18 protein-coding genes are annotated in these 21,231 nt (G+C 69.4%); 10 read left to right on the top strand and 8 right to left on the bottom strand.

What is annotated here, in order from left to right; all coding sequences use genetic code 11:
• Positions 1–5 precede the first annotated feature (5 nt).
• Positions 6–890: an SDR family oxidoreductase gene (locus tag Ahu01nite_RS00625; RefSeq protein ID WP_203834338.1), complete on the bottom strand. Its 885-nt coding sequence runs from the start codon at positions 888–890 to the stop codon at positions 6–8.
• Between the two features lie 81 nt (positions 891–971).
• On the opposite strand from Ahu01nite_RS00625, the gene Ahu01nite_RS00620 reads away from it, so the two are divergent.
• The 3 genes from Ahu01nite_RS00620 to Ahu01nite_RS51250 all read left to right on the top strand — a co-directional run bounded on the left by Ahu01nite_RS00620 (position 972) and on the right by Ahu01nite_RS51250 (position 2,369).
• Complete coding sequence (locus Ahu01nite_RS00620) at positions 972–1,550, top strand: TetR/AcrR family transcriptional regulator (protein WP_203834337.1); 579 nt, start codon at positions 972–974, stop codon at positions 1,548–1,550.
• A gap of 82 nt (positions 1,551–1,632) precedes the next feature.
• Positions 1,633–2,238, top strand: coding sequence for a hypothetical protein (locus Ahu01nite_RS00615; protein WP_203834336.1), 606 nt, complete (start codon positions 1,633–1,635; stop codon positions 2,236–2,238).
• Complete coding sequence (locus Ahu01nite_RS51250; protein WP_275411683.1) at positions 2,235–2,369, top strand: hypothetical protein; 135 nt, start codon at positions 2,235–2,237, stop codon at positions 2,367–2,369. The genes Ahu01nite_RS00615 and Ahu01nite_RS51250 overlap by 4 nt, the downstream gene beginning before the upstream one ends.
• 7 nt (positions 2,370–2,376) lie before the next feature.
• Here Ahu01nite_RS51250 and Ahu01nite_RS00610 read toward each other — a convergent pair whose 3' ends face one another.
• The 7 genes from Ahu01nite_RS00610 to Ahu01nite_RS00580 form a co-directional block, all read right to left on the bottom strand.
• Positions 2,377–3,444: an NADH:flavin oxidoreductase/NADH oxidase gene (locus Ahu01nite_RS00610; RefSeq protein WP_203834335.1), complete on the bottom strand. Its 1,068-nt coding sequence runs from the start codon at positions 3,442–3,444 to the stop codon at positions 2,377–2,379.
• Between the two features lie 291 nt (positions 3,445–3,735).
• Entirely contained in the window at positions 3,736–4,404 is a 669-nt protein-coding gene (locus Ahu01nite_RS00605) for an NADPH-dependent F420 reductase (protein WP_203834334.1), read from the bottom strand.
• A gap of 79 nt (positions 4,405–4,483) precedes the next feature.
• Positions 4,484–6,907, bottom strand: a complete 2,424-nt coding sequence (locus Ahu01nite_RS00600) for a transglutaminase TgpA family protein (protein ID WP_239158523.1) — start codon at positions 6,905–6,907, stop codon at positions 4,484–4,486.
• Positions 6,901–8,037 (bottom strand): DUF58 domain-containing protein, encoded by a 1,137-nt coding sequence (locus Ahu01nite_RS00595; protein ID WP_203834333.1) that lies wholly within the window; start codon positions 8,035–8,037, stop codon positions 6,901–6,903. The genes Ahu01nite_RS00600 and Ahu01nite_RS00595 overlap by 7 nt, the downstream gene beginning before the upstream one ends.
• Positions 8,038–8,113: 76 nt before the next feature.
• Complete coding sequence (locus tag Ahu01nite_RS00590; protein WP_203834332.1) at positions 8,114–9,112, bottom strand: AAA family ATPase; 999 nt, start codon at positions 9,110–9,112, stop codon at positions 8,114–8,116.
• Between the two features lie 9 nt (positions 9,113–9,121).
• A complete protein-coding gene (locus Ahu01nite_RS00585; protein WP_203834331.1) occupies positions 9,122–11,809 on the bottom strand; it encodes a fibronectin type III domain-containing protein in 2,688 nt (895 codons plus the stop codon).
• 127 nt (positions 11,810–11,936) lie between these two features.
• The gene (locus Ahu01nite_RS00580; protein ID WP_203834330.1) at positions 11,937–13,115 is read right to left on the bottom strand and encodes a fibronectin type III domain-containing protein; all 1,179 of its coding nucleotides are present in this window, start codon (positions 13,113–13,115) and stop codon (positions 11,937–11,939) included.
• Between the two features lie 237 nt (positions 13,116–13,352).
• Between Ahu01nite_RS00580 and Ahu01nite_RS00575 the strand changes: the two genes are divergently transcribed.
• The 7 genes from Ahu01nite_RS00575 to Ahu01nite_RS00545 all read left to right on the top strand — a co-directional run bounded on the left by Ahu01nite_RS00575 (position 13,353) and on the right by Ahu01nite_RS00545 (position 21,231).
• Complete coding sequence (locus Ahu01nite_RS00575; RefSeq protein ID WP_239158522.1) at positions 13,353–14,582, top strand: vanadium-dependent haloperoxidase; 1,230 nt, start codon at positions 13,353–13,355, stop codon at positions 14,580–14,582.
• 362 nt (positions 14,583–14,944) lie between these two features.
• Entirely contained in the window at positions 14,945–15,970 is a 1,026-nt protein-coding gene (locus tag Ahu01nite_RS00570) for a glycosyltransferase family 4 protein (RefSeq protein WP_203834328.1), read from the top strand.
• A gap of 10 nt (positions 15,971–15,980) precedes the next feature.
• Entirely contained in the window at positions 15,981–17,414 is a 1,434-nt protein-coding gene (locus tag Ahu01nite_RS00565; RefSeq protein ID WP_203834327.1) for a lipopolysaccharide biosynthesis protein, read from the top strand.
• Between the two features lie 10 nt (positions 17,415–17,424).
• Entirely contained in the window at positions 17,425–18,306 is an 882-nt protein-coding gene (locus Ahu01nite_RS00560; protein ID WP_203834326.1) for a beta-1,6-N-acetylglucosaminyltransferase, read from the top strand.
• 266 nt (positions 18,307–18,572) lie between these two features.
• Positions 18,573–19,463 carry a glycosyltransferase family 2 protein gene (locus Ahu01nite_RS00555; RefSeq protein ID WP_203834325.1) on the top strand — a complete coding sequence of 297 codons (891 nt, stop codon included), beginning with the start codon at positions 18,573–18,575 and terminating at the stop codon, positions 19,461–19,463.
• On the top strand, positions 19,460–20,470 hold the full coding sequence (locus tag Ahu01nite_RS00550; protein ID WP_203834324.1) for a glycosyltransferase family 2 protein: 1,011 nt from the start codon (positions 19,460–19,462) through the stop codon (positions 20,468–20,470). The genes Ahu01nite_RS00555 and Ahu01nite_RS00550 overlap by 4 nt, the downstream gene beginning before the upstream one ends.
• Positions 20,467–21,231 carry a polysaccharide deacetylase family protein gene (locus Ahu01nite_RS00545; protein ID WP_203834323.1) on the top strand — a complete coding sequence of 255 codons (765 nt, stop codon included), beginning with the start codon at positions 20,467–20,469 and terminating at the stop codon, positions 21,229–21,231. The genes Ahu01nite_RS00550 and Ahu01nite_RS00545 overlap by 4 nt, the downstream gene beginning before the upstream one ends.

Here is a 21,231-nt window from a genome sequence, read left to right as displayed (position 1 = left end):
TCCTTTCAGTTGCGGGCTGCGGTGGTGCGCGGGTAGTGCTTGCGCAGGTCGGAGGTCGTCATGCGGTCGAGCAGCCGGTCCGGCAGGATCCGGGAGGCGCGGATGAGGAAACCGGCGGTCGCGCCGATGACGTAGCGGGTCCGGGGCCTGCGGTCCGTCACGGCCTTGGCGATCGTTCGGGCCGCCACCTCTGAGGTCACGCCGGCCTTGGTGAACGCGGCGACGTGGGAGGGCAGCGCCTGCACCAGATCCCCGTAGCGCGCGTTCTGCTCCGGGGTCATGCCGGCGCTGAGCCGATCGAGGCCGGCGAGTCCGGTGCCGGCCATCTCGGTCCTGACGCCGCCCGGCTCGACCACGACCACCTGCACGCCGTAGGGGGCGATCTCGTTGCGCAGGGCGTCGCTCATCGCTTCCAGTGCGTACTTGCTGCTGGCGTACGGGCCGTAGCCGGCCATGGAAAGCTTGCCGTTCAACGAGCTGATGTTGACGATGCGCCCCTTGCTGCGCACCAGCGCGGGAAGCAGCGCCTGGATGAGCGCGACGTGCCCGAACAGGTTCACCTCGAAGATGCGACGCCATTGGTCGAGCGGCGTGACCTCGATCGGGCCGGCGCCGGGGATGCCGGCGTTGTTCACCAGCGCCCGCAACGGGCGGCGCTGCGGATCGCCGTTGATGCGGGCCACGAGCGCCGCGATGTGGTCGGGGTCGGTGATGTCGAGGATCACCGGCTCGACGCCCGCGGCGCGCAGGGCTCTGCCGTCGCTGTCGCGGCGGACCCCGGCGAAGACGTGGAAGCCGCGGCGGGCCAGCTCCAGGGCGGTGGCCGCGCCCATCCCGGTTGACGCCCCGGTAACGACCACGAGTTCTTGGCTTTCAGTTGACGTTGTCACCTGACTGAGTGTGCGGCATTGAGATGACGCTGTCAACTGGCTCGGGTGACGTTGTCATCGCAGGCCGGTACGATTCACGCCATGACCAGCCGTGCCGAGTCCGCAGCCGCTACCCGCCGCGCCCTGCTGGACGCGGCGGCTGAGCTGCTCGACGAGGGCGGCCTCGACGCGGTGACGCTGCGCGAGGTGGGCGCGCGGGCCGGGGTCAGCCGCGGTGCGCCCTACCGGCACTTCGCCGACAAGGAGAGCCTGCTGATCGCCATCGGGACGCAGGCCTGGGAGCAGCTCGGCGACCGGACCCAGGCCCTGCGCGCCGACCCCGGCCTGTCATCCGGGGAGAAACTGCGCGGCGGGCTCAACGCCCTCATTGCGATCGGCCGCACGCAGCCACACCTCTACAAACTCATGTTCAGTCACCCGCCCGGCGACCCGGCCGCGCTGGCCCGCGCCGCGCAACGCAGCCAGAGCGAGTTCCTGGCCATCGTCGCCGGCCTCGTCGGCGAGCAGGCCGCCCGGCGTTACACGGCCCTGCTCATCAGCAGCGCGAACGGGATCGCCGGCATGCAGGTCAGCAGCCAGCTCGCCGACGAGAAATGGGGCGGCATCACCACGGAGGAGCTCGTCGACACCCTCGTCGCCATGATCGAGGCCCAGTCATGAACTATGAGGCTGCAAGACGGCTGCCACGGCGACTGTCGCGCGTTGGGAGTGGTAAACCTGGCCCGGTCTCGACCCCCAGCCGTTGCACTTCGAACGCGACCTCCTCAAACCGGGACGCCGCCTGGACGCCCGCCCGCCGCTGAACCGCGACGTCCTGCGCATCGGGTTCGACACCGAGGGCCGTGTCGCGGTGACCGAGCAATACAGCGGGTTTCTCCGCGGCCGCCTCTACTACGAGACGTTCATGCGTTACGCCGGCGACGTGGTCGAGGCCGCGCGCTTCGATGCGGATGGGCAGCGGATCTACCTGCACGAATACCGTTACGCGGACGGGCTGATGCGGTCGGCGGACATGGCGGCGCGGCGTGGCTCAGGTCGCGAGTCCTACGAGTACGCCGACGGGCTGATCACCCGCGTTCTCGATGGCCCGACACCGCGCTTCGAGGCCGAGCACGACGAACACGGTCTCGTCCGGATCGTCGCGGGACGCGAGCTGCGTTACGAGCGCCCGCCCGCCGGGTTCGACCTCGAGGCGGAGTGCCGGGCCGTCGAGGACACGCTCGTCGCACGCGTCCCCGAGGCCGTGGGGACGCTGCAGTTCGACGGCCCGGTGAGCCGCATAGCGCTGAGCTATCACCTCGCCAAATCCACGATGCCGGGGCAGGTTCGGAGCTGGGCCGGCGCGTGATGTGCGCTGCGGCGACCCGGCTCCGATCCCACGACTGGACGGCCACCTTCCCCGTCACCGCCGACTTCCTGCTGTATACGGTCGATCTCGAACTCGTCGACCTGGAGCGGAACCTCGCCGAGTGCGGTTGAGAATCTCTCAGGCGGCCCGGGCGTACTGATCCGGCCGCCGGGGTGTGGCACCCAGCTCGGCAGCGGCACGCAGCGGCCAGTTCGGATCCCTGAGAAGCTCCCGGCCCAGCAGGACCAGGTCGGCCTGGCCGGCGGTGATGATCTCCTCGGCCTGCTTCGGGGCGGTGATGAGCCCGACCGCGCCGGTGGGGACGCCGGCCTCGCGGCGCACCTTCGCGGCGAAGCGCACCTGATAACCCGGCCTGAGCGGGATCTCGGCCGACGGTGAGATGCCCCCGGTCGAGCAGTCGACCAGATCAACGCCCGCCGCCGCGAGATCCTTGGCCAGGGTGACGCTGTCGTCGGCGGTCCAGCCACCGTCGACCCAGTCGGTCGCGGAGATGCGGGTCAGCAGCGGCACCTCGTCGCCGATCGCCTCACGAACAGCACGGACCACTTCGAACAGCAGCCGGGTACGCCCGGAGTACTCCCCGCCGTACCCATCGGTGCGTTTGTTCGTCAGTGGCGACAGGAACTCGTGCAGCAGATAGCCGTGCGCGGCGTGCAGCTCCACCGCGGCGAACCCGGCGTCGAGCGCCCGTCGTGCAGCCGCGGCGAACGCGTCGACCACCTCGGCTATCCCGGCGGCGGTCAGCTCCTGCGGCGTACGGTATCCCGGCGTGAACGGCTCGTCCCCGGGCCCGACGACCGGCCACCCACCGAGCTCGTCCGGCACCCCACCGCGCTCACTCGCCCACGGGCGATAGGTCGAAGCCTTGAAACCGGCATGCGCGAGCTGCACCGCCGGAACAGCGCCCCGCGCCTTGATGAACGTGGTGATCGGCCGCCAGGCGTCGACGTGCGCACCCGACCACAGGCCGACGTCCTGCGGGCTGATCCGGCCCTGCGGCAGCACCGCGGTGGCCTCGGTGAGGATCAGCCCCGCACCGCCGGCCGCGCGGGCACCGAGATGGACGAGGTGCCAGTCGTGCGGCAACCCGTCATCCGAAGCGCTGTACTGGCACATCGGCGCCATCGCGATCCGGTTGGGCAGCCGCACCCCGCGCAGCTCCAGCGGTTCGAAAAGCAGGCTCATGGGTGAAGCTCCCTGGCTTTGATGGGCTTACAGCGGGCAGCGAAGGTGGCAGGAGCTGGCCATGGGCACGAAGTTGCGCCGAAGCCGGCTATGCCGCAACCTTCTGCGTCGTCAGGTGTCAAACGTGGGCCGATCACGTCTGAGCGGGAAACACATGTTCTGCTGTCAGACACGATTGGCCGGATTTGACGAAGAACATCGCAGAGAGTTGTCGCATGCCGGTGTCCGGCGCAACATTCAGCGATCCGCGCCCGAACACCACTGGCATCAGCGCGCGTCTACCACCGGCAATCAGCGCTTGGCAGCGTCCACGGCGGTCTTGATGGCGTCGACGCCGGCCGGGGTGCTGTCGGAGTCCGCGTAACCGCCGTAGGGGATGCCGTATGCAGGCGTGTTGGGCTCGAATCGCCAGCTCTCGGACAGCGGGCCGACGTCGTACGTGTCGTAGCCGATCGCGTCGAGGAACTCCGTCGTGGTCTGCTTCGCCGAGGCGTCGTCACCGGCGATCGTCAGCGCGGAGCGGTCCGCGGCGCCCGCCGGCCGGGGCAGCGCGGCCAGGTGCTTGAAGTTGATGTTGTTGAACACCTTCACCAGGTGCGACCCGGCGAGGTACTTCTGCTCCAGCTCGGCGCTGGTGGTCTCGCCGCTGTCGATCGCGGGGAAGTCGCCGTCACGCTGCGCGTAGTAGTTGTTGGTGTCGAGCACGACCTTGCCGGCGAGCTCCTTGACGGGCAGCTCCGGGTACGCCTTGAACGGCACACTCACGACCACGATGTCCCCGGCCTGAGCGGCTTCCACGGCGGTGGCCGCGCGCGCCTTCGGGCCCAGCTCAGCGGTCAGCTCGGCGAGCGTCTCCGGCCCTCGCGAGTTGCTCACCACCACGTCGTAGCCCGCCGCGACCGCGAGCTGTGCCACCCTGCTACCGATCTTGCCGCTTCCGATAAACCCAACAGTCGTCATGCCTCTATGCAACCGCCTGTAGGACGCAGCATTTCCGATCCGGGCGAAATGTAATACCTGACACGAGTGGTTTACATCCCTATCGGCGGCGATCCCAGCGCAATGGCCCCGGATGAACGCTCCACCAGGCCCGCCGCCACCAGGACCGCCGGGACCGCAGCCCTTCCGCGTACGCGACAGCCTGCTCGCCCGCCCGCGAAGCCTGCCCCTCATCCGCAGCCCCCGGCGCGAACGCCACGGTGTTCACCGCCCCGACGAGCTGATCGAGCGGCGGCAACCCATTCCCCCTTGGCGGCGTAGCAGCCCGCACCCACCCCACCGCCCCGGCACCCTCCGCGTATCCCGCCGACCCTGCCTCGCCCGCCGGAGCCGGTGCCGTCGCCTGCTGGGCCGTGGCTTCCGTCGAGGGCGGTGCCGTCGCCTGCTGGGCCGCGTCTCCCACCGACCCTGCCGGAGCCGGCAGCACCGCCTGCTGGCCGGCGGCGAATGCGGCGACCTCGGCCGCGGCGAGATGCTGGGGAACCGGCCGCCCGGCCAGCCGCAGCGCATCCGTGAACTCCAGCCAAGCCCCGGTGATCCGCTGATCCGGCGCCCCACCGGTCAACCGCCGCCGCCGCAACCCGCGCCGCATGACCACCACGGTCAACCCGGCCGCCACTACCAGCAGAAGCACCGACCCGGAAGCCCCCGAAGCAACCACGACAGCGGAAGCGCCCCCGCGCCCCGCCGCGGCAGGCTCAGCCAGCACAGCCGCCGCCGACGCACTGGGCGTGTCCTTCACCGGCGGGGCCTCGGACGTGGGCGGCGGCTCGGAAGGCTTCGACGTGAAGTCCTCCTCGACCGGCCGGGGTGACTCGTCGCTCTTGGGCATCGGATCGAACGCCACCCAGCCCAGGTCGTCGAACAGCACCTCCGGCCAGGCGATCGCGTCGCCGCCGGTGACCGTGCCGCCCTTGCGGGGTGCGTTGAACCCGACGACGACCCGCGACGGCAGCCCGGTGAGCCTGGCCAGCAGCGCGAACGACGCCGCGAACTGCTCCGACGTCCCGGCCTGGCCGCCCTGGTCACGCGGCCCGAACAGGAAATACTCCAGATTGGGGTACGCATGCCCGCTCGGCGCGTCCGCGACCTGCTTGTAGTGCTCGGCCAGGAACGTCTCGATCGCGGCGGCCCGGTCGTAGGCAGCGCCGTTGCCATCCGCGAGCTGCTCGGACAGGCGCGAGATCTGCTCCGGCACCCCCGTGCCCACCTTGAGGAAGCGCGCCACCGCGTCGCCGCTCGGCACGTCGGCGGTGGGCAGCAGGTTCAGGTCGGGATCAGGCACGTCGGAGGTGACCGTGTAGGCGAGCCCCTGCGTCAACGACTCCGGCCGGATAACGGTGCCGGTCGTAGCGTCGTACGCGATCCTCGTACCGTCAACGCCCGTCGGCGTCGGCACCACCGGAAGCAGCCGCCCGGTCAGCTCCTGCACCGTGATCTGCTGCGTGACGTGGGTGACCGGCGCATCCGTCAGCGCCGCCGGGGCAGGCAGCACCCGCCCCGCGTTGCGGTAGGTGGCACCGACCCGCCAGGTGATCCCGTCGTAGTCGGGCAGCACCGCCAGCCGCAACCGCGTCGTGCCCTTCCCGTTCCCGCTCGCCCCCACGTCGAGCAGTTTCTGCTGCGGAGCGAGCGCCCACCCCGAGATCCGGTTCAGCGGACTCTCGTCAAGACTGTCAACCTGCGGCGGCTGCACGTACCGTCGCGGATCCACCGGGGTAGCCGACACGCGCGCACCGACCCACGGCCCGACCGCCGCGACCAGCCCGACAACAACCACCAGCCCGAGCGCCGCCCCCGCAAGCGTCCGCATCCTCGCCGCCCGCGGCACGCCCTCCGAAGCAGAACCGCTCCCGGAAAGCCCAGCTCCGCCCCCGGAAAGCCCGCCTTCCGAAAGCCCGGAACGCGCAGTGACCGCCAGCGCGAGCACGACAAGCCCCGCAAAAGCCAGCGTCGGCCATCCAGCGCTGCCCGCGTTGGGCCCGACCACATACAGCGCCCCGCCGTAAAGCACAGCCGCAGGCACCACCCCCAGCAGCACCCGCCGCGACCGCAGCGCAACCTCACCCCCGAGCAGCCCGGCAAGCCACGCGGCGACCACCGGCACCACCACGGTGTCCGGTGTGGACTCCACCGGGATCATGGCGGTCAGCAGCCGCGGAATCCCGTTACGTAGCGCATCGGTGACAACCTGGAGAAGCGGATCGGTGAGGCCTGCGCGGTCAGCAGCCAGCTTCAAAGCCCATGTGGTGTACGCCCCCAGCGCCACCACCGACAACGGAGCGATCGCCCACGACGGCAACCTCCGCGCGGCCACCCCGACCCCGACAGAGCCCAAAGCCGCCCCGGCAACCACGCGAACGAGCAGCTCGTCCGCATAGATCCGCCCGAGCACCACCCCGGCAAGCGAGATCAACAGCACCAACACGATGGGTACGACCGCAGCGCGCAGAACCCTCACCACCCGCGCACCCCGTCCCAAGCCCCGGCGAACTGCTCCCCGTCCTCCGCCTCGATCACGATCATCGCGCCACCGGCCGACACGGGGGCAGCGTCCGGATCGCCGAACAGCCCTGCGATCACCACCGCATACGCCCCCTTCAATCCGCTCACCGCGCTGAGGTCCGTCCGTCCACCCGGCCCAGTCAGATAGACGAGCGTGTCGCCGATCCGGTTCTGCCGAAGGCTCCGTACGGTCGTAGTGAGATCGCCGTCACGAAGCACGGCCTGGGTGAGGACGTCGAGGAACGGCCCCTTCGCGTGCCCGGAGACCAGGTGCAGCGCGATGGGCAGGTCCTCCCGCACGGCGGCGGCGATGATCGACGCGGCAGCCTCGCACGCGGCCTCGAACGACTCGGGCTCGCGCCCCGGATGCGCACCGGCCCGGTCGTCGAGCAGCACGATGATGGTGGGCTCGCTGGTGTCGAGCTGTTCGCGCACCATGAGCTCGCCGACCTTGGCCGAACTACGCCAGTGCACCCGCTTCAACTCGTCCCCGACAACGTATTCACGCAGCGAGTCGAACGTGATCGTCCCCTGCGGCACCTTGTCGACCCGCCCGTCCAGGCTCCGCGACATCCCCGCCGGCACAGCCCGCAGCAGATGGATCCGCGGATGCACCCACACCTCAGCGGTCCCACCATAGGTACGCGACAACGTGAGCAGCCCCAACGGATCCGTCCGCGTCACCCGCAGTGGCCCCACCTGAACAACGCCACGCCTGCTGGTCGGTACCGGATACCCCACGGTGGTGTCACGCCCGGGACGCAACCGCAGCAACGGCACGGGCACAGCAGCCGACCCCACCCGATCGGTCGCCACGAGGTTCGCGGCCCGCAGCCTGCTGGTGTTCCGCACGGTCAGCGTCATCGCCGCCGGCTCACCCCGCCCGACCCGATCCGGCTCCGCGACCCGTTCCACCCCGAGCCGTGGCCGCCACACCGCGAACACCACCCCGCACCCGACCGCGATCGCAGCCGCCGCCCCGAGCAACGCCAGATCCGGATACCCGAACCGGAACCCGAGCCCCAGCAACCCCACAGCCGCCACCACCACCCCGAGCCCCCGAGCGGTGATCCCCCGGAGCCGCGTCACCCCCGCCCCCGCGCGGTGAAGGCCGGGAATTGGTACGGCGGGGTGACGCAGGTTGCCGGCTGCGGTGGGCGGGCGGTCATGGGGCGGTCCGGGTGGCCGCCTGGGGGTTGTCGGGGAGGGGGACCGGGACGGAGCGGACCGCGTCGTCGAGGACCTCGGTGGCGGTGGTGCCGCGCAGCTGGGCGTCCGGTGAGAGCAGGATGCGGTGGGCGAAGACCGGGGCGATCAGGGCCTTGAAGTCCTCGGGCAGCACGTAGCCGCGCCCGTTGATCAGCGCGTACGCGGATGCCGCGCGGGTCAGCGCGATCACGCCGCGGGGGCTGACGCCGACCCGGACCTGCGGGTGGTCGCGGGTGGCGGCGGCGAGGCGGACGGCATAGGTGTAGAGCGCGTCGGCGATGTGCACGCGCAGCGCCATGCGGACCATCTCGCCGACGGTGTTGGTGTCGGTGACCGGTTCGAGGGTGTCGGGGGAGCGGGTCGCCGCGCCGCGCAGGACCTCGACCTCGACCTCCTCGGAGGGGTAGCCGACCGAGAGCTTGACCAGGAACCGGTCGAGCTGTGCCTCGGGCAGCCGGTAGGTGCCGTCCATCTCGACCGGGTTCTGCGTCGCGACGACCAGGAACGGCTGCGGCACCGGGTGGGGCACGCCGTCGACGGTGACCCGGCGTTCCTCCATGACCTCGAGCAGCGCCGACTGGGTCTTGGGGGAAGCCCGGTTGATCTCGTCGGCGATGACGATGTTGGCGAAGACCGGGCCGGGGTGGAACTCGAAGCCGCGGCTCGCCTGGTTGAAGATGGTGACGCCGGAGACGTCGGAGGGCAGCAGGTCGGGCGTGAACTGGATGCGCCGCCACTGCCCGCGCACCGCGGACGCGATCGCCCGGGCCAGTGTGGTCTTGCCGACGCCGGGCACGTCCTCGAGTAGCACGTGGCCCTGCGCGAAGAACGCGGTCAGGGCCAGCCGGACGACCTCGGGCTTGCCCAGCACGACCGTGCCGATCCGATCGGCGAGCTGCGCCGCGATGGTGGCGAAGCCCTGGACGTGCTGGGGTGGAATGGTTTCGGTGCTCAAGAAGTGTCCTCAGCAGGTGGGCAGGTCGTTCACATCGTCGCCACCGTCGAGGTTGAGCCACGCGAACGGGATGTAGTTCTTGCCTTTGTAGTTGACCTGGATCCACCAGGACGAGACCTTGTTGTCGTTGTAGACGTAGGAGTCGATCGAGGACCCCTTCTTCTTGCAGTACGCCTCGAGCCGCGTGCCGGGTTTCGCCCAGCCCACCTGCTTGTCGTCGTCCTGCGAGGCGACGCTGAAGATCTCGTCGCCGTTCCGCCCGTCGACGTCCTTGTCACAGTAGGTCTTCTGATCGCCGGTGTCGCCGTTGTTGCAGGTCGCGGTGCCGTACAGCGCCGCCGTCTTCTGGACCTTGGTCTTGGTGACCGTGCCCGCGGCGTTCTTCGCCGAGACGGTGAACGTGTAGGACGTGCTCGGGTCCAGTTTGCTGCTCTTCAGGCTGCTGCAGCTGCCCGACGCGCTCCCGCCGCCGTCCGACGCGGTCATCGAGCAGGTCGCCGTGCCACCGCCCGCGTCAACCGTGAACGACACCGTCGCGGTGTTGTAGGTCGCCGACGATCCGGTGACGGTTACGACGGGCTTGGTGATCGTCTTGGCAGTCGCCGTGCCGGCCTCGCCCTCGCCGGCCTCGTTGACCGCCTTGACCTCGACGGCGACGTTCTCGCCCTCGCCGAAGCCGTTGAGCGTCGCGGTCGTCTCGGTGACCTCGGTGGTCCTACCGCCCGCGGTCACGAGGTATTTGGTCAGCGGCCGCCCGTTCTCCGCCGGAGCCGACCAGGTGACCTGGATGGTGCCGGGCTGGTCGCCGACGGTCGCCGCGTCCACGGTCTCGGGCCGGCCGGGCTTGGTGAACGGCACCACGCTCGGGCTGACCGGCGACGCCTTCGACCCGGCGCCCCGCTCGTTGACTGCGACGACGGTGAACGCGTACTGCTTGCCGTACTCGAGCTGGCCGTCCTTGATCGTCAGGCTCGTGCCATCCGTGACGTCGCCGATCGGGGCGCTGCCACCCTCGCTGATCGCGGTCACCGTGTAGCGCTTGATCTCCAGGCCCTGGCCGTTCGCCGCGGGCCAGCTCACCACGACCGTGCCGTCCGGTTTCGCCTCGGCGCTGGGCACCGTGGGCGCGTCGGGCACCTCGGAGGTCGGCTTGACCGCGTTGCTGGTGCGCTCCGGCCCGTCGCCCTTCTTGTTCACGGCGTGCACCGCGAACTTGTACGTCTCGCCGTTGGTGAGCCCGGTGACATCGAGCGAACGCTGATCGGCGCCCACCTGGAACGTCTTGTCGGCACCCTCGACCACGTAACGGCTGATGGCGGCACCGTTGTCGGCCGCGGCCTGCCACGTGACCCGGACCTCCGCGTTACCGGCGGCGGCCCGCACGTTCTTGGGCGCGCCCGGTTTGCTCGTGGTCGGCTTCTTCGGCTTGGGCGGGGCGGGCGGCGGCGCCGGCGGGGTTTCCGGAGGGTCGCCACCGAGCACGTCGTCGGCGTACTTGTCGACCGTGCGCACCTTGTGCGAGTCGTCGACGACCCGGGCCGTCTCGGAGCCGGGCGCGTTGATGAACAGGTAGTTCTCCCGCACCTCGAGCTCGAGCGGGCCGCCCGGCTTCTTGAAGCCGATCGCCTTCTGCTCCGCGCCGCCCTGGTCGAAGACGTGCACCGAGCCGCTGGCCTCGTCGGCGATGTAGAAGTAGCCCTTGTAGGCCACCGCGGGCTGCAGGTCGGTGATCTCGCCGTCGCCCGGCACCTCGAAGTTGGCGATCGTCGTCTCCCCGCTGACGCCGTAGACGCGCCGCGAGTCGGGCACCGTCACCGGCACGATCGCGCCCTCGGTGTGCTCGGGCAGCGTCCCCGGCCCGTCGAGCGGCAGGGTGACGGTCGTCGTGGTCTTCGGCCCGATCGTGGTGAGCACGTTGGTCGTGCGGTCGAGCACCGCCACGCCGTCCTCGAGGGTGGAGATCGTCAGGTCGTGACTCGCCTCGGCAACCGCCTCGGTGCGCACCTGAGCAGGGTTGCTACCCAAGCCTGGACTATCAGTCGGCGGAGCCCCTGCTGCCGTCGCGGAGCCACCGCCACCGGCCGCTGAATCGTCGGGCAGGGCGGCGGGTGTGATCGCGGAGACGGTGCCCTCGGTGGGCACGGCGATCCACAGCCGCCCCTTGCCGTCGAAGACCCCACCGGCGATGCCCGGCGGGTAGCTGAGCGGCTCACCGACGGGGGTCAGCGTGCGCGGGTCGAGCTGACGGATCTGGCCCTGCACCGAGTCGATGACGAAGGCGGCGTCGTCGTTGAGCGCGACGTGCACACCGATGCCCGCGGAGGTCTCCCACTTGGTGGCGGCCTCCTGCAGCGACGTGAGGTCCATCGTGCTGACGACGCCGGTCTGCACATCACGCAGGATGACGAACCGGTCGTTCTGCGCGACCTCCATCTGGTGACTGCGGGCCCGCGGAACGTCGACACGCGTATCCACCCGGGCGGTCACGCCGTTGATCCGGGCGATCTCCCCCTTGGGCTTGCTCCACGCCCAAGAGGCGGCGTCGAAGCTCGCCACGGCCTGATCGGCCGACCCGAGCCCGAGCACGGTGAGACCGAGCCCGGTGACGAGCGCCACCACGGTGCCGATGGTGACGAGCCCCCCGCGGCTCCGCCACCGCCGCCTGGGCTGCTCCGTCACGACGTCTGCGCTGCTCACCCGCTGCCCTGCCTCCCCGTTCAGCCGATCACGCTCCCCTAGGAACGCTGGCCATCATAGGGCGATCAGGTGTGCCGCGGACACCCGGCGAGTCACGGTTGTGGATAGAAGTGATCGCCGAGCGTGATCATGACTTCGAGGGGGCCGGACTCGCGCCCGACCTGTCCCGCCCCGTGCAGATCTGGGGTGAGGTCGAGAACTGCGTAGTGCTGTAGACCGCCACGATCGCGAAACAATAGTCCAGGTCAGGGTTCAGGCCGTTGAGATCGAACGTCACGGTCGAGGGCCCGACCTGACTCATCACCCGTAGCTGCTCGCCGGCCCGCCCGCCCGTGATCATGAACGAGGTGCGGCCGTTCGCGGGGTCGGTCCAGAACAGCTTTACCGACGATCCGTAATCACGCATGCGCACATCCGTAGGCGCCGGCCCGCTCAGAGTTGGCACGTTCGATTTCTCACTCTTGTCACCCTTGCCGGCGAGCCCGATCACCAGCGCGACCACGGCGATGATCACCCCGAGCACGGCGGCGATGCCCGCGAACAGCGCGGGCACCCGCATCGACGACCCGCGCGGCTCAGCGGGGGCCGCAGCCGGCACGCCCGAGACAATCTGCCCGGAGACAGGAATTGCCGACACGGACCTCTGCGCGGGTACGCCCGGAGCGGACTGCACTGAGTAACCGTACGCATCCACCGCGTGCCCATAAGGCGGTACGGACGTTGGCGGCCCAGAGACAGGAGGTGGTGCAGAGACAGGGGGCGGCGTGGAGACGGGCGGCGGGAAGTGCATGGCCGGCGGGGGCGTGGGGGCCGGGTTTGCCGACGGGAACAACGGGGACTGAGCGTGATTGTCGGGCAGCTCTATGCGTACGGTGGCAGGGTCCTCGCCCAGATAGGCACGCGCCCGGGTGACCGCCCAATGGTCCGGGCCCAGGACGGCCGGACCGTGCGCGGCCACGCGCCCGAACGCCCGCCGGGCCTCATGCCTGTTCTCCATCTCCTCGGCGACGACGCCCAGCTCGTAGGAGATGCCCAGCATCAACGCGTCGGTCTCCCCGAGCCGCCACTGCCCCGCGGCGTACGCCTCTTCGAGCACCCGCCGTGCCGCCGGCGCGTCCCCCGCCCGGTGCAGCACCACCGCGAGCTGATGGGCCGTCGACAGCACCTCGGGATCGTCCTCACCAAGGTTCATCCGGCCGAGCTCGACGGCGTTCTCGAGCAGAGCACGAGCCTGCGCGGCATCACCGGAGTCGGCGAGCGCCTGCGCGCGCTGGCGGGTGGCTTGGAGTGGGGACGGCTGAGACACGCAGCCATGCTGCCCGGAACTCACGGATCACGCCAGTACGCAAAGTCACCCCGCCCCCTTAAATGGTGCATAAAGCGATCTTCTCCATCATCCACGCAAAGTCCCATGAACGGATGAGTCCCGACCCGGGTGACATACCCCCATGTCAATGCCTTGCCGGGCTGCGCGGACCCGGGCAGGCTGGGCCGCGACTCAGATCCGGGGGCTCTCATGTCGCGATCGCGAAGCGTTGCCGCAGTGGCCGTTCTCACCCTGTTCGCCGTCCTGCTGAGCCCGGTCCGCGCGCAGGCCGGCACGGCTGGCAGCAACGCCGTCATCACCTGGAACGTCAACGCGCAGACCGCGATCTACGAGGTGGCCCGCCAGCCGCCCTATGTCACCGGCCGGGCGTTCGCGATGGTGCAGGGCGCGGTCTACGACGCCGTCAACGCCGTCTCCGGCACTCCCTACGAGCCCTATCTGGTTGCGCCGCGATCGCGCCCCGGTGCCTCGCTGGACGCGGCTGTCGCCGCCGCCGCGTACACAATGCTGGATTCGATGTTCCCGGGGCAGGCTGTCGCCCTGCGCGCGCAATATGACGCCTACCTGGCGGGCATCAGGAACGGCCGCGGTAAGACCGAAGGAATCGCCGTGGGGGAGCAGGCCGCGGCAGCGATGATTGCCGCACGGGAAGGCGACGGCGCGTTCGCGGACGCCAGCTACACCATCGGCACCGCGCCGGGCCAATGGCGTCCCACCCCGCCCGGCTTCACTCAGGACGGCGCCTGGGTGGGCGACCTACGACCGTTCGTCATCAGGAGCGGCTCCGCCTTCCGTACGCCCGGACCACCGCCCCTGACGAGTGCCGCTTACGCCCGCGACCTCAACGAGGTGAAAGCACTCGGGTCGGCGACGAGCACCGTGCGCACCCAGGACCAGACGGAGTCAGCGATCTGGTGGCACGACCGCCGCACCACCGAGTGGGAGGTCAAGCGTCAGCTCGCCCGGACCCAGCATCTGAGCCCGCTGCAGACGGCGCGCATGTTCGCGATGGCCGACATCGCCAACGCCGATTCCCTGACCGCGTGCTTCAACGAGAAGAAGTTCTGGAACTTCTGGCGCCCGGTGACAGCGATCCCCCTGGCCGGCACCGACGGCAACCCGGCCACGACCGCCGACCCCGCCTGGACCCCGCTGCTGATCACCCCGCCGTTCCCGGACTACACCTCCGGCCACGCCTGCTCCACCAGCGCCATCATGTACGCCCTGCGCCGCTTCTTCGGCCGCGACGCCATCCCGTTCAGCGCCTACAGCGCCGACTCGGGCACCACCCGCTCGTTCCCCAGCTTCTCAGCCGCCCTCGCCGAGGTCGTCGAAGCCCGCATCTGGGGCGGCGTCCACTACCGCACAGCCGACGTCCAGGGCTCCGTCATCGGCACGGGTGTCGCGCGCTACGTCCTCGATCGCGAGTTCCAGAAGCGACGTTGACCCGTCGGATCAAGGATTACGGATTTCTGGCCGGCCACGTGGGCGTAAAAGTCCACATGACCGGCCTTCCGGCCTGCCTGAATCGGGTAGCCCGGGAGCATGAAATCCGGGCCTGAAATGTGAATTATTGTTGTGAGTGGCAGCGCTATGTGCCCTGTGGGTATCTTGTGCTCCGGCGAAGCCTGACCAATCCGGCTGCCGCGGTGCGGGCTTATTGATGCGACTGACCAACCCAGGAAAATATGAAGTTACTTACCGTTTCTGAGGACGTTCCTAATGCGCACCCGGTGCATGGTGACGGGAGCTCCCTCATCCCGTTCCATCTCCTTCAGGAGCTGCAGGCGATGGCGGAGGTGAAACTGGTGACCTTCGAGGGCGAGGTTCCGGTGCCTCGCGAGATCGAAGCGGCCTGCAGCGCGGTCACTTTGTTGCCGAAGCGTTCCGGGCGATCGGCCGTTTACGGTGGTCCGCTCACGAGTTCCTCGGCCGGGGCGTTTCAGCGCTACAGCCGGCGGAACAGGCGAACCATCGCAACGATGAGCGAGTGGGCCGACGTCACGCTCATCCACGGGCCTGGCGCGTTACCGTTCTGGCGCGATGTCGCGTCGCCGCTCGTGATTCAGGCGGTCGATCCGTGGTCCATGCGAATGGGCATGGAGGCCGCCCTGGCGACAGGATTGCGAGCGCGTTACCTCCGGGCGCGCGCCCGGCAGTTCAGAGCGGTGGAGCGCAGGATTCCGCGCAGCGCCACGCTGCTGACCGTGGGCCATCGCGACGCCCGGGTGTGGAGCCGCGACATAGGCCGGCCGGTGGCAGCCATCCCGAACGGGGTCAGCCGGCAGGTGGCGCACTCGACGCCCGGCCGTCGTACCAAGACGGTCTGCTTTGTCGGCAGCCTGGACTATCTCCCCAACATCGACAGTGTCGTGCGGTTGCGGAGGCAGATCGCGCCCCTTGTCTGGAGTGCTGTGCCGGATTGCCGCTTCGTCATCGCCGGTCGCCGCCCGGGCCCCGGGGTCACCGAGCTCGCCGCGGAGAATTTCGAGATCCGTGGCGACGTCGCGGCGACGGCCGACATCTTCGACATGTCGGGAGTCGCTGTCTTTCCGGACCGATTCGGGCTGGGCATGCGGAACTCCGTCGTCGAAGCGCTCTCCAGCGGAATGCCGGTAGTGGCATCGGCCACGGCAGCCCGGGAGCTACCCGGCTCGGGGAACCTCGTCGTGCGCGAGACCGATCAGGACATCAGCGACGCGATTGTCCGGCTTCTCGAAACGTCGGCGGGGGAGCCCCGCACGCCCGCCGTGTCCGCTCCGTCGTGGGAATCGGTCTCCCTGCGCTACTTCGAACAACTCCAGCTCGTCCTGGGCTCACCGAACGCGAAATAAAGGGATCCCGATGCTTGACCGTACGGACGCCGCCGTCGAGACGCCCACCCACCTGTCCAAACTGTTCGGCCGTGACTCCCTGTACATGGTGCTGTGGGGGGTGCAGCTGCTCGCCGCCGCCGGCCTCACCCCCGTGATCACGCGGGTGATGGGGATCGGCGAATTCGGTGTTGTCGCGTCGGCGATGGCGCTGATGCAGGTGACGATGGTCCTCGGTGGATTCGGGCTGCAGACCGCGATCCAGCGTCAGTTCGCACGGCCCGGTGGCGACCTGGATGCGCGGAAGCTCCTGTCCGTCACGCTGCTGCTGGCATGTGCCTTTACCGCGGCTGCGCTGCTCTCCTCCTCGTGGTGGAGCGGGGCACTCGGGTTCGAGGGGAGCCTGACCCCGCCGCGACTGGCGATCGTCTGGGCCGGCCTGAGCGTGGCGACCAGCGCGGCGCTGGCCCTGCTGCGAAGTCAGGACCGTCTGGGAGCGTTCGCGGCGGTCAGCCTCGTCCAGTCCGTGGTGGCGGAGGCCGCGAGTCTCGGGTTCGTGGCGGTGCTCGAACCCACGTCTTCGCACTTCCTCGTGGGGCGGGTCCTCGCGCAGCTGGCCGCGACGGTGCTGGCGCTGCTCATGGTGCGTCCGCGGTCGTTCGGCCCCGGGGACCGTACGATGGCTCGCAGCGCACTGCGGTACTCGTTGCCCCTGGTGCCCGCGGCACTCAGCTCCTTCGTCCTGACCACGGCGGACCGGCTCATCATCCAGAGCATGATGGACAACGACGCCGTGGCTCGTTACCAGGTCGCGTACAACATCGCGTCGGTGCCGATTCTGCTGCTGTCCGTTCTGCAGGCTGCCTGGCTGCCGCGGTTCTTCTCGGTGCCGGATGCCCAGGACCGCGCCGCGCTGGTCGCCCTGACCCGCAACACCCTGTACCGCCTGCTGGTGCCCGCGGTGCTGGGGCTCGCCGTCGGCGCACCCCTGGTGATCAGGCTGTGGGCGCCACCGAACTACGAGCCGGGCAAGCTGTCGCTGGTGGCCTCGCTGGTCATCATCACGGCCGTGCCCTTCGCGGCGCAGGTGGTCGCCAGCCTGCATCTGACGACCGCCGGCCGTACGGGCACGATCGCGCTCGCCGTCGCCGTCGCCGCCGGTGTGAACGTCGTCCTGAACCTGCTGCTCATTCCGCACTTCGGGTTGGAGGGCTCCGCCTTCTCCACCCTCGCCGCCTATGCCGCCTGCTGCCTGGTTCTCCAGACATCCGTACGGCGGACGGGGTCGATACCCAGTTCACCGCTGAGTCTGCGGATCGCGCTCGCGCTGGCGTGCCTCGCGTCGATCGCGGTGACCCTCCTGCCCTACAACCCTGTCGTTCTGCTGCTGCGCGCGGTGGGGGCCGCGGTCTGCGTCGTCGTCTTCGTCCACCTTGTCGTGTCGACCCGGCGTCAGCTGATCTGAGGCGATGGTTATGACACCTCTCGCGGTTGTGATCCTCGCGCACGCCGACGCCCCGCATCTCAGGCGGCTGATCGGCGCGCTGTCCGGAATTCCCGTCGTGCTGCACTGCGATCGGAAGACGCCGGAGTCCGTGTATGCCGAGATGACCGCCGGGCTTGCCCCCAACGTCAGGGTCGTCGGCCGTACCAGGACCAGCCTGGCCAGCTGGTCGCTCGTGAATGCCGAGCTGCAGTGCCTCGCGACCGCCCTCGAATGGACGCGCGCGTCGCATATCGCGGTCCTCTCCGGCGCCGACTATCCCCTGATGTCGATCGACCGGATCCATCGCGAGCTGGCGGCCTGGCGGGGGCGGACCTGGATGGAGAACGTCCCCGTCCCCACCGCGAAGTGGAACACCCGGCGCCAGCACGACGGTGGCATGTGGCGCTTCCGCAGACGCTATCTCGTGGTACGGAACCAGGCGGTCTACGTACGAGGTCATCCCGTGCCCCTGCCGTTCCGGCGGACCGTTCCGGCGGAGCTGTCCCTGCGCGCCGCCTCACAATGGAAGATCTATGCACGGCACCACGTGTCAGCGCTGCTGGAGATCGCCGCGACGAGGCCTGACCTGATGGCGTTCTGGCGCACCACGCTGGTCCCGGAGGAATCGTTCGCGGCCTCGGTGCTCGCCAGTCCCACGCTGCTGGGCGCCGACAGGCTGGAGCCGTGCGAGTCCGGAGCCTGGTTCCTCGAATGGCGGGCCCCGGGCGACGGGCATCCGCAGTGGCTCGACGACTCCGATCTGGAAAAGTTACGGTCGGGAAAGCTTTTCGCACGCAAATTCAGCTCTCGGCAGAGAGGTCTGCTGGACGAAATAGATGGTGACCTCCGTGGCGCGCGGGCCGGGCAATAGGCTTCGAAAGCGAGTCGAAATATGATTCGCGTCGTGTTTTCCTAAAGAGTTAAACCTATCGGATACACCGAAAAACCCGCGTCGGGCGCAACCGCTGTCTGACCGTGCCTAGTTGCTTTCCCGATGCGGGCGTGGCGGGTTTTCTTGGGTAGTTTGGCCAGGCGAGATTTCTGCTGCCAAATGTGAGTGTCCGGCTCGGACAGTCGCGGGTGGTGGCAATGATGCACCGTCCCCATGATGGTCAATCATTTACCCGAGGAATATGAATGACTGGTCGGCATCCGACTGTAAGCATTGTCATCCCGGCGCTCAACGAGGCCTTGAACCTCCCGCACGTCATGGCGAAGCTCCCGCCCGCCGATGAGGTGATCCTCGTCGATGGTGGGTCGGTCGACGACACAGTCGCGGTCGCCCAGCGGCTCCTGCCCTCCGTCCGGATCGTCAGGCAGAGCCGGCGGGGCAAAGGCAACGCTCTGGCCTGCGGTTTCGCCGCTGCGACCAGCGACATCATCGTCATGATCGACGCGGACGGGTCGACGGACCCTGCCGAGATCCCGCTGTTCGTCGAGAAGCTGATCGCCGGCGCGGATTTCGTCAAGGGCTCGCGCTTTCTCGCGGCGGGCGGCAGCGCCGACATCACCAGGTCGCGCAGCCTGGGTAACCGGGCGTTGAACAGCCTGGTGAACGCCCTGTTCAACACGGGCTACACCGACCTCTGCTACGGCTACAACGCGTTCTGGGCGCGCTGCCTGCCCGTCTTCGATCTGGATCACACGAGCCCCCGGCCGGCCGGCGACGGCCGGTTGTGGGGCGACGGTTTCGAGATCGAGACCCTGCTCAACCTCCGGGTGGCCAGGGCGCGGCTCCGGGTCGAGGAGGTGCCCAGTTTCGAACACGAGCGCATCCACGGCGACAGCAACCTCAACGCGGTCACGGACGGAACCCGGGTGCTCCGTACCATCGCCCGCGAGTGGCTGCGGCAACCGCGAGCCGGCGAGCCGCAGGCACCGGCGGCCACCCCGCAACAGCCGCTGCGTCCGGGCCTGCGGGACGCGGCCCAGCGGCGCCGGCCCTGGCGGCGCAGGAAGAAGCAGACCGAGCCGTTCCTGCCGCAGCAGGCCCGCCGTAAGTCGCTCATCAACGACGGCCAGTCATGAGCGACACGTCCGCGCCCGGCATCGCTCTGCGGGACGAGCCGGGCCGGCCCGGCCTCCCCGCCGGGTCGCCCGACGTGCACATCTCCGTCGTGATCTGCGCCTACACGGCCGACCGGTGGGCTGTCATGCGCGAAGCCTGCCGAGCCGTCCAGGACCAGCTCGCCCACGCTGACGAACTGATCGTGGTGATCGACCACAACGAGGAACTGCTGCACCGGGCCACGTCGCACGTCGACGGTGCCCGGGTCGTGCCGAACTCGCAGACCCGGGGCCTTTCCGGCGCGAGAAACAGCGGTGTCGCCGCATCCGCCCAGGGCGTCGTCGTCTTCCTCGACGACGACGCTGTCCCGAGGGCGGGCTGGCTGGAGTCCATCCGATCCCTCTTCGCGGAGGACGCCGTGGCGGTCGTCGGGACCCGGGTCATCCCGAAGTGGCAGGGCAGCCGGGCCCCGTCGTGGTTCCCCGAGGAGTTCGGCTGGGTCGTCGGATGTGGGTACCGCGGTCAGCCGACGTCCCGGGCAGCGATCCGCAATCCCATCGGGGCGTCGATGGCCATCCGGAGGACAGCGTTGCTCAGCGCCGGTGGATTCACCTCCGAGGTGGGCCGGGTCGGTGCGCTGCCGGTCGGCTGTGAGGAGACGGAATTCTGCATCCGGCTGTCCGAACAGCACCCCGAACTGGCCGTTATCTTCACCCCGGACGCCGCCGTCGACCACTTCGTCCCGGTCGAGCGGCAGACTCTGCGCTACTTCCTGCGTCGTTGCTTCCACGAAGGCCGGTCGAAGCGGGCGGTGGCCCGGCTGCGCGGGAAAGCGCAGGCGCTCTCGGCGGAGAAGCATTACGTCAAGGTGACGCTGCCCGCGGCTCTCGCCCGGGGCATTTCCCCGCGCTCGATCCTCAGGGAACCGGCCTCACCGGCGCGGGCATGCGCGGTACTGGCCGGTCTTACCGCGACGGTGTGGGGATATGTGACCGCGGGCAGCACGTACGGCAGCTCAGCTCGATGAACGGTGCCGTCGTGCCGGTGCTGCTCTACCACTCGGTGTCGGACAGCCCGCAGGCGAGAGCCGATCCCTGGGCGGTCCGGGTCCGCGACTTCCGCGAGGACATGGAGCAGGTCGTGGCGAGCGGCCGCAGGCCTTTGACGGCGAGGGAGTTCGCCGGCTACCTGCACCGCGAGGAACCGCCCGCCGATCCCGTCGTTCTGGTGACCTTCGATGACGGGTTCGCCGACTACCTCGATGTGGTGACGCCCATCGTCGCGGACCTCGGCATCATGACCACGCTGTTCGTCACCACCGGTTACATCGGCGCGGAGGGCATGCTGTCGCGTCGCGGCGTGCAGGAGGTCGGCGCTGCCGGTACGACGGAGGTCGGTGCGCATTCCGTGACCCATCCCCACCTCGATGTGGTGAACGGGACGAGGTGCCGCGACGAGATCCGGCGGTCCAAGGAGTCCCTCGAGGACCTTCTCGGCGAGGCGGTCCCGTCGTTCGCGTATCCGCACGGCAGTCATCGCGCAGCAGTGAAGGCACAGGTCGCCGCGGCCGGTTTCGCCACCGCCCATGCGGTCAAGAACCGCCTGTCCCACACGTCGGACGACGTGCTGGCCATCGCCCGGTTCACCGTTCAGGGCCGGAGCAGCCGGGCCGACGTCGCCGCCGTCACCAGAGGCACCGGCCGGCCGATCGCCGGTCCTGACCAGTCGATGGCGACGAGAGTGTTCCGAGTCGTTCGCGGCGTGAGACACCGCATCGCGGGAGGGTAA

This window comes from Winogradskya humida, from assembly GCF_016862215.1.
Classification (GTDB): Bacteria; Actinomycetota; Actinomycetes; order Mycobacteriales; family Micromonosporaceae; genus Actinoplanes; species Actinoplanes humidus.
The sequence above is the reverse complement of the archived record's forward strand: the minus strand, read 5'-3'. Positions and strand labels throughout refer to the sequence as shown.

Bases quoted from the DNA above. Each gene is read 5' to 3' on its own strand.
- Ahu01nite_RS00610 (WP_203834335.1), bottom strand. From the start codon at position 3,444: ATGAGCCTGCTTTTCGAACCGCTGGAGCTGCGCGGGGTGCGGCTGCCC.
- Ahu01nite_RS00550 (WP_203834324.1), top strand. From the start codon at position 19,460: ATGAGCGACACGTCCGCGCCCGGCATCGCTCTGCGGGACGAGCCGGGC.
- Ahu01nite_RS00620 (WP_203834337.1), top strand. From the start codon at position 972: ATGACCAGCCGTGCCGAGTCCGCAGCCGCTACCCGCCGCGCCCTGCTG.
- Ahu01nite_RS00605 (WP_203834334.1), bottom strand. From the start codon at position 4,404: ATGACGACTGTTGGGTTTATCGGAAGCGGCAAGATCGGTAGCAGGGTG.
- Ahu01nite_RS00555 (WP_203834325.1), top strand. From the start codon at position 18,573: ATGACTGGTCGGCATCCGACTGTAAGCATTGTCATCCCGGCGCTCAAC.
- Ahu01nite_RS00560 (WP_203834326.1), top strand. From the start codon at position 17,425: ATGACACCTCTCGCGGTTGTGATCCTCGCGCACGCCGACGCCCCGCAT.
- Ahu01nite_RS00545 (WP_203834323.1), top strand. From the start codon at position 20,467: ATGAACGGTGCCGTCGTGCCGGTGCTGCTCTACCACTCGGTGTCGGAC.
- Ahu01nite_RS00565 (WP_203834327.1), top strand. From the start codon at position 15,981: ATGCTTGACCGTACGGACGCCGCCGTCGAGACGCCCACCCACCTGTCC.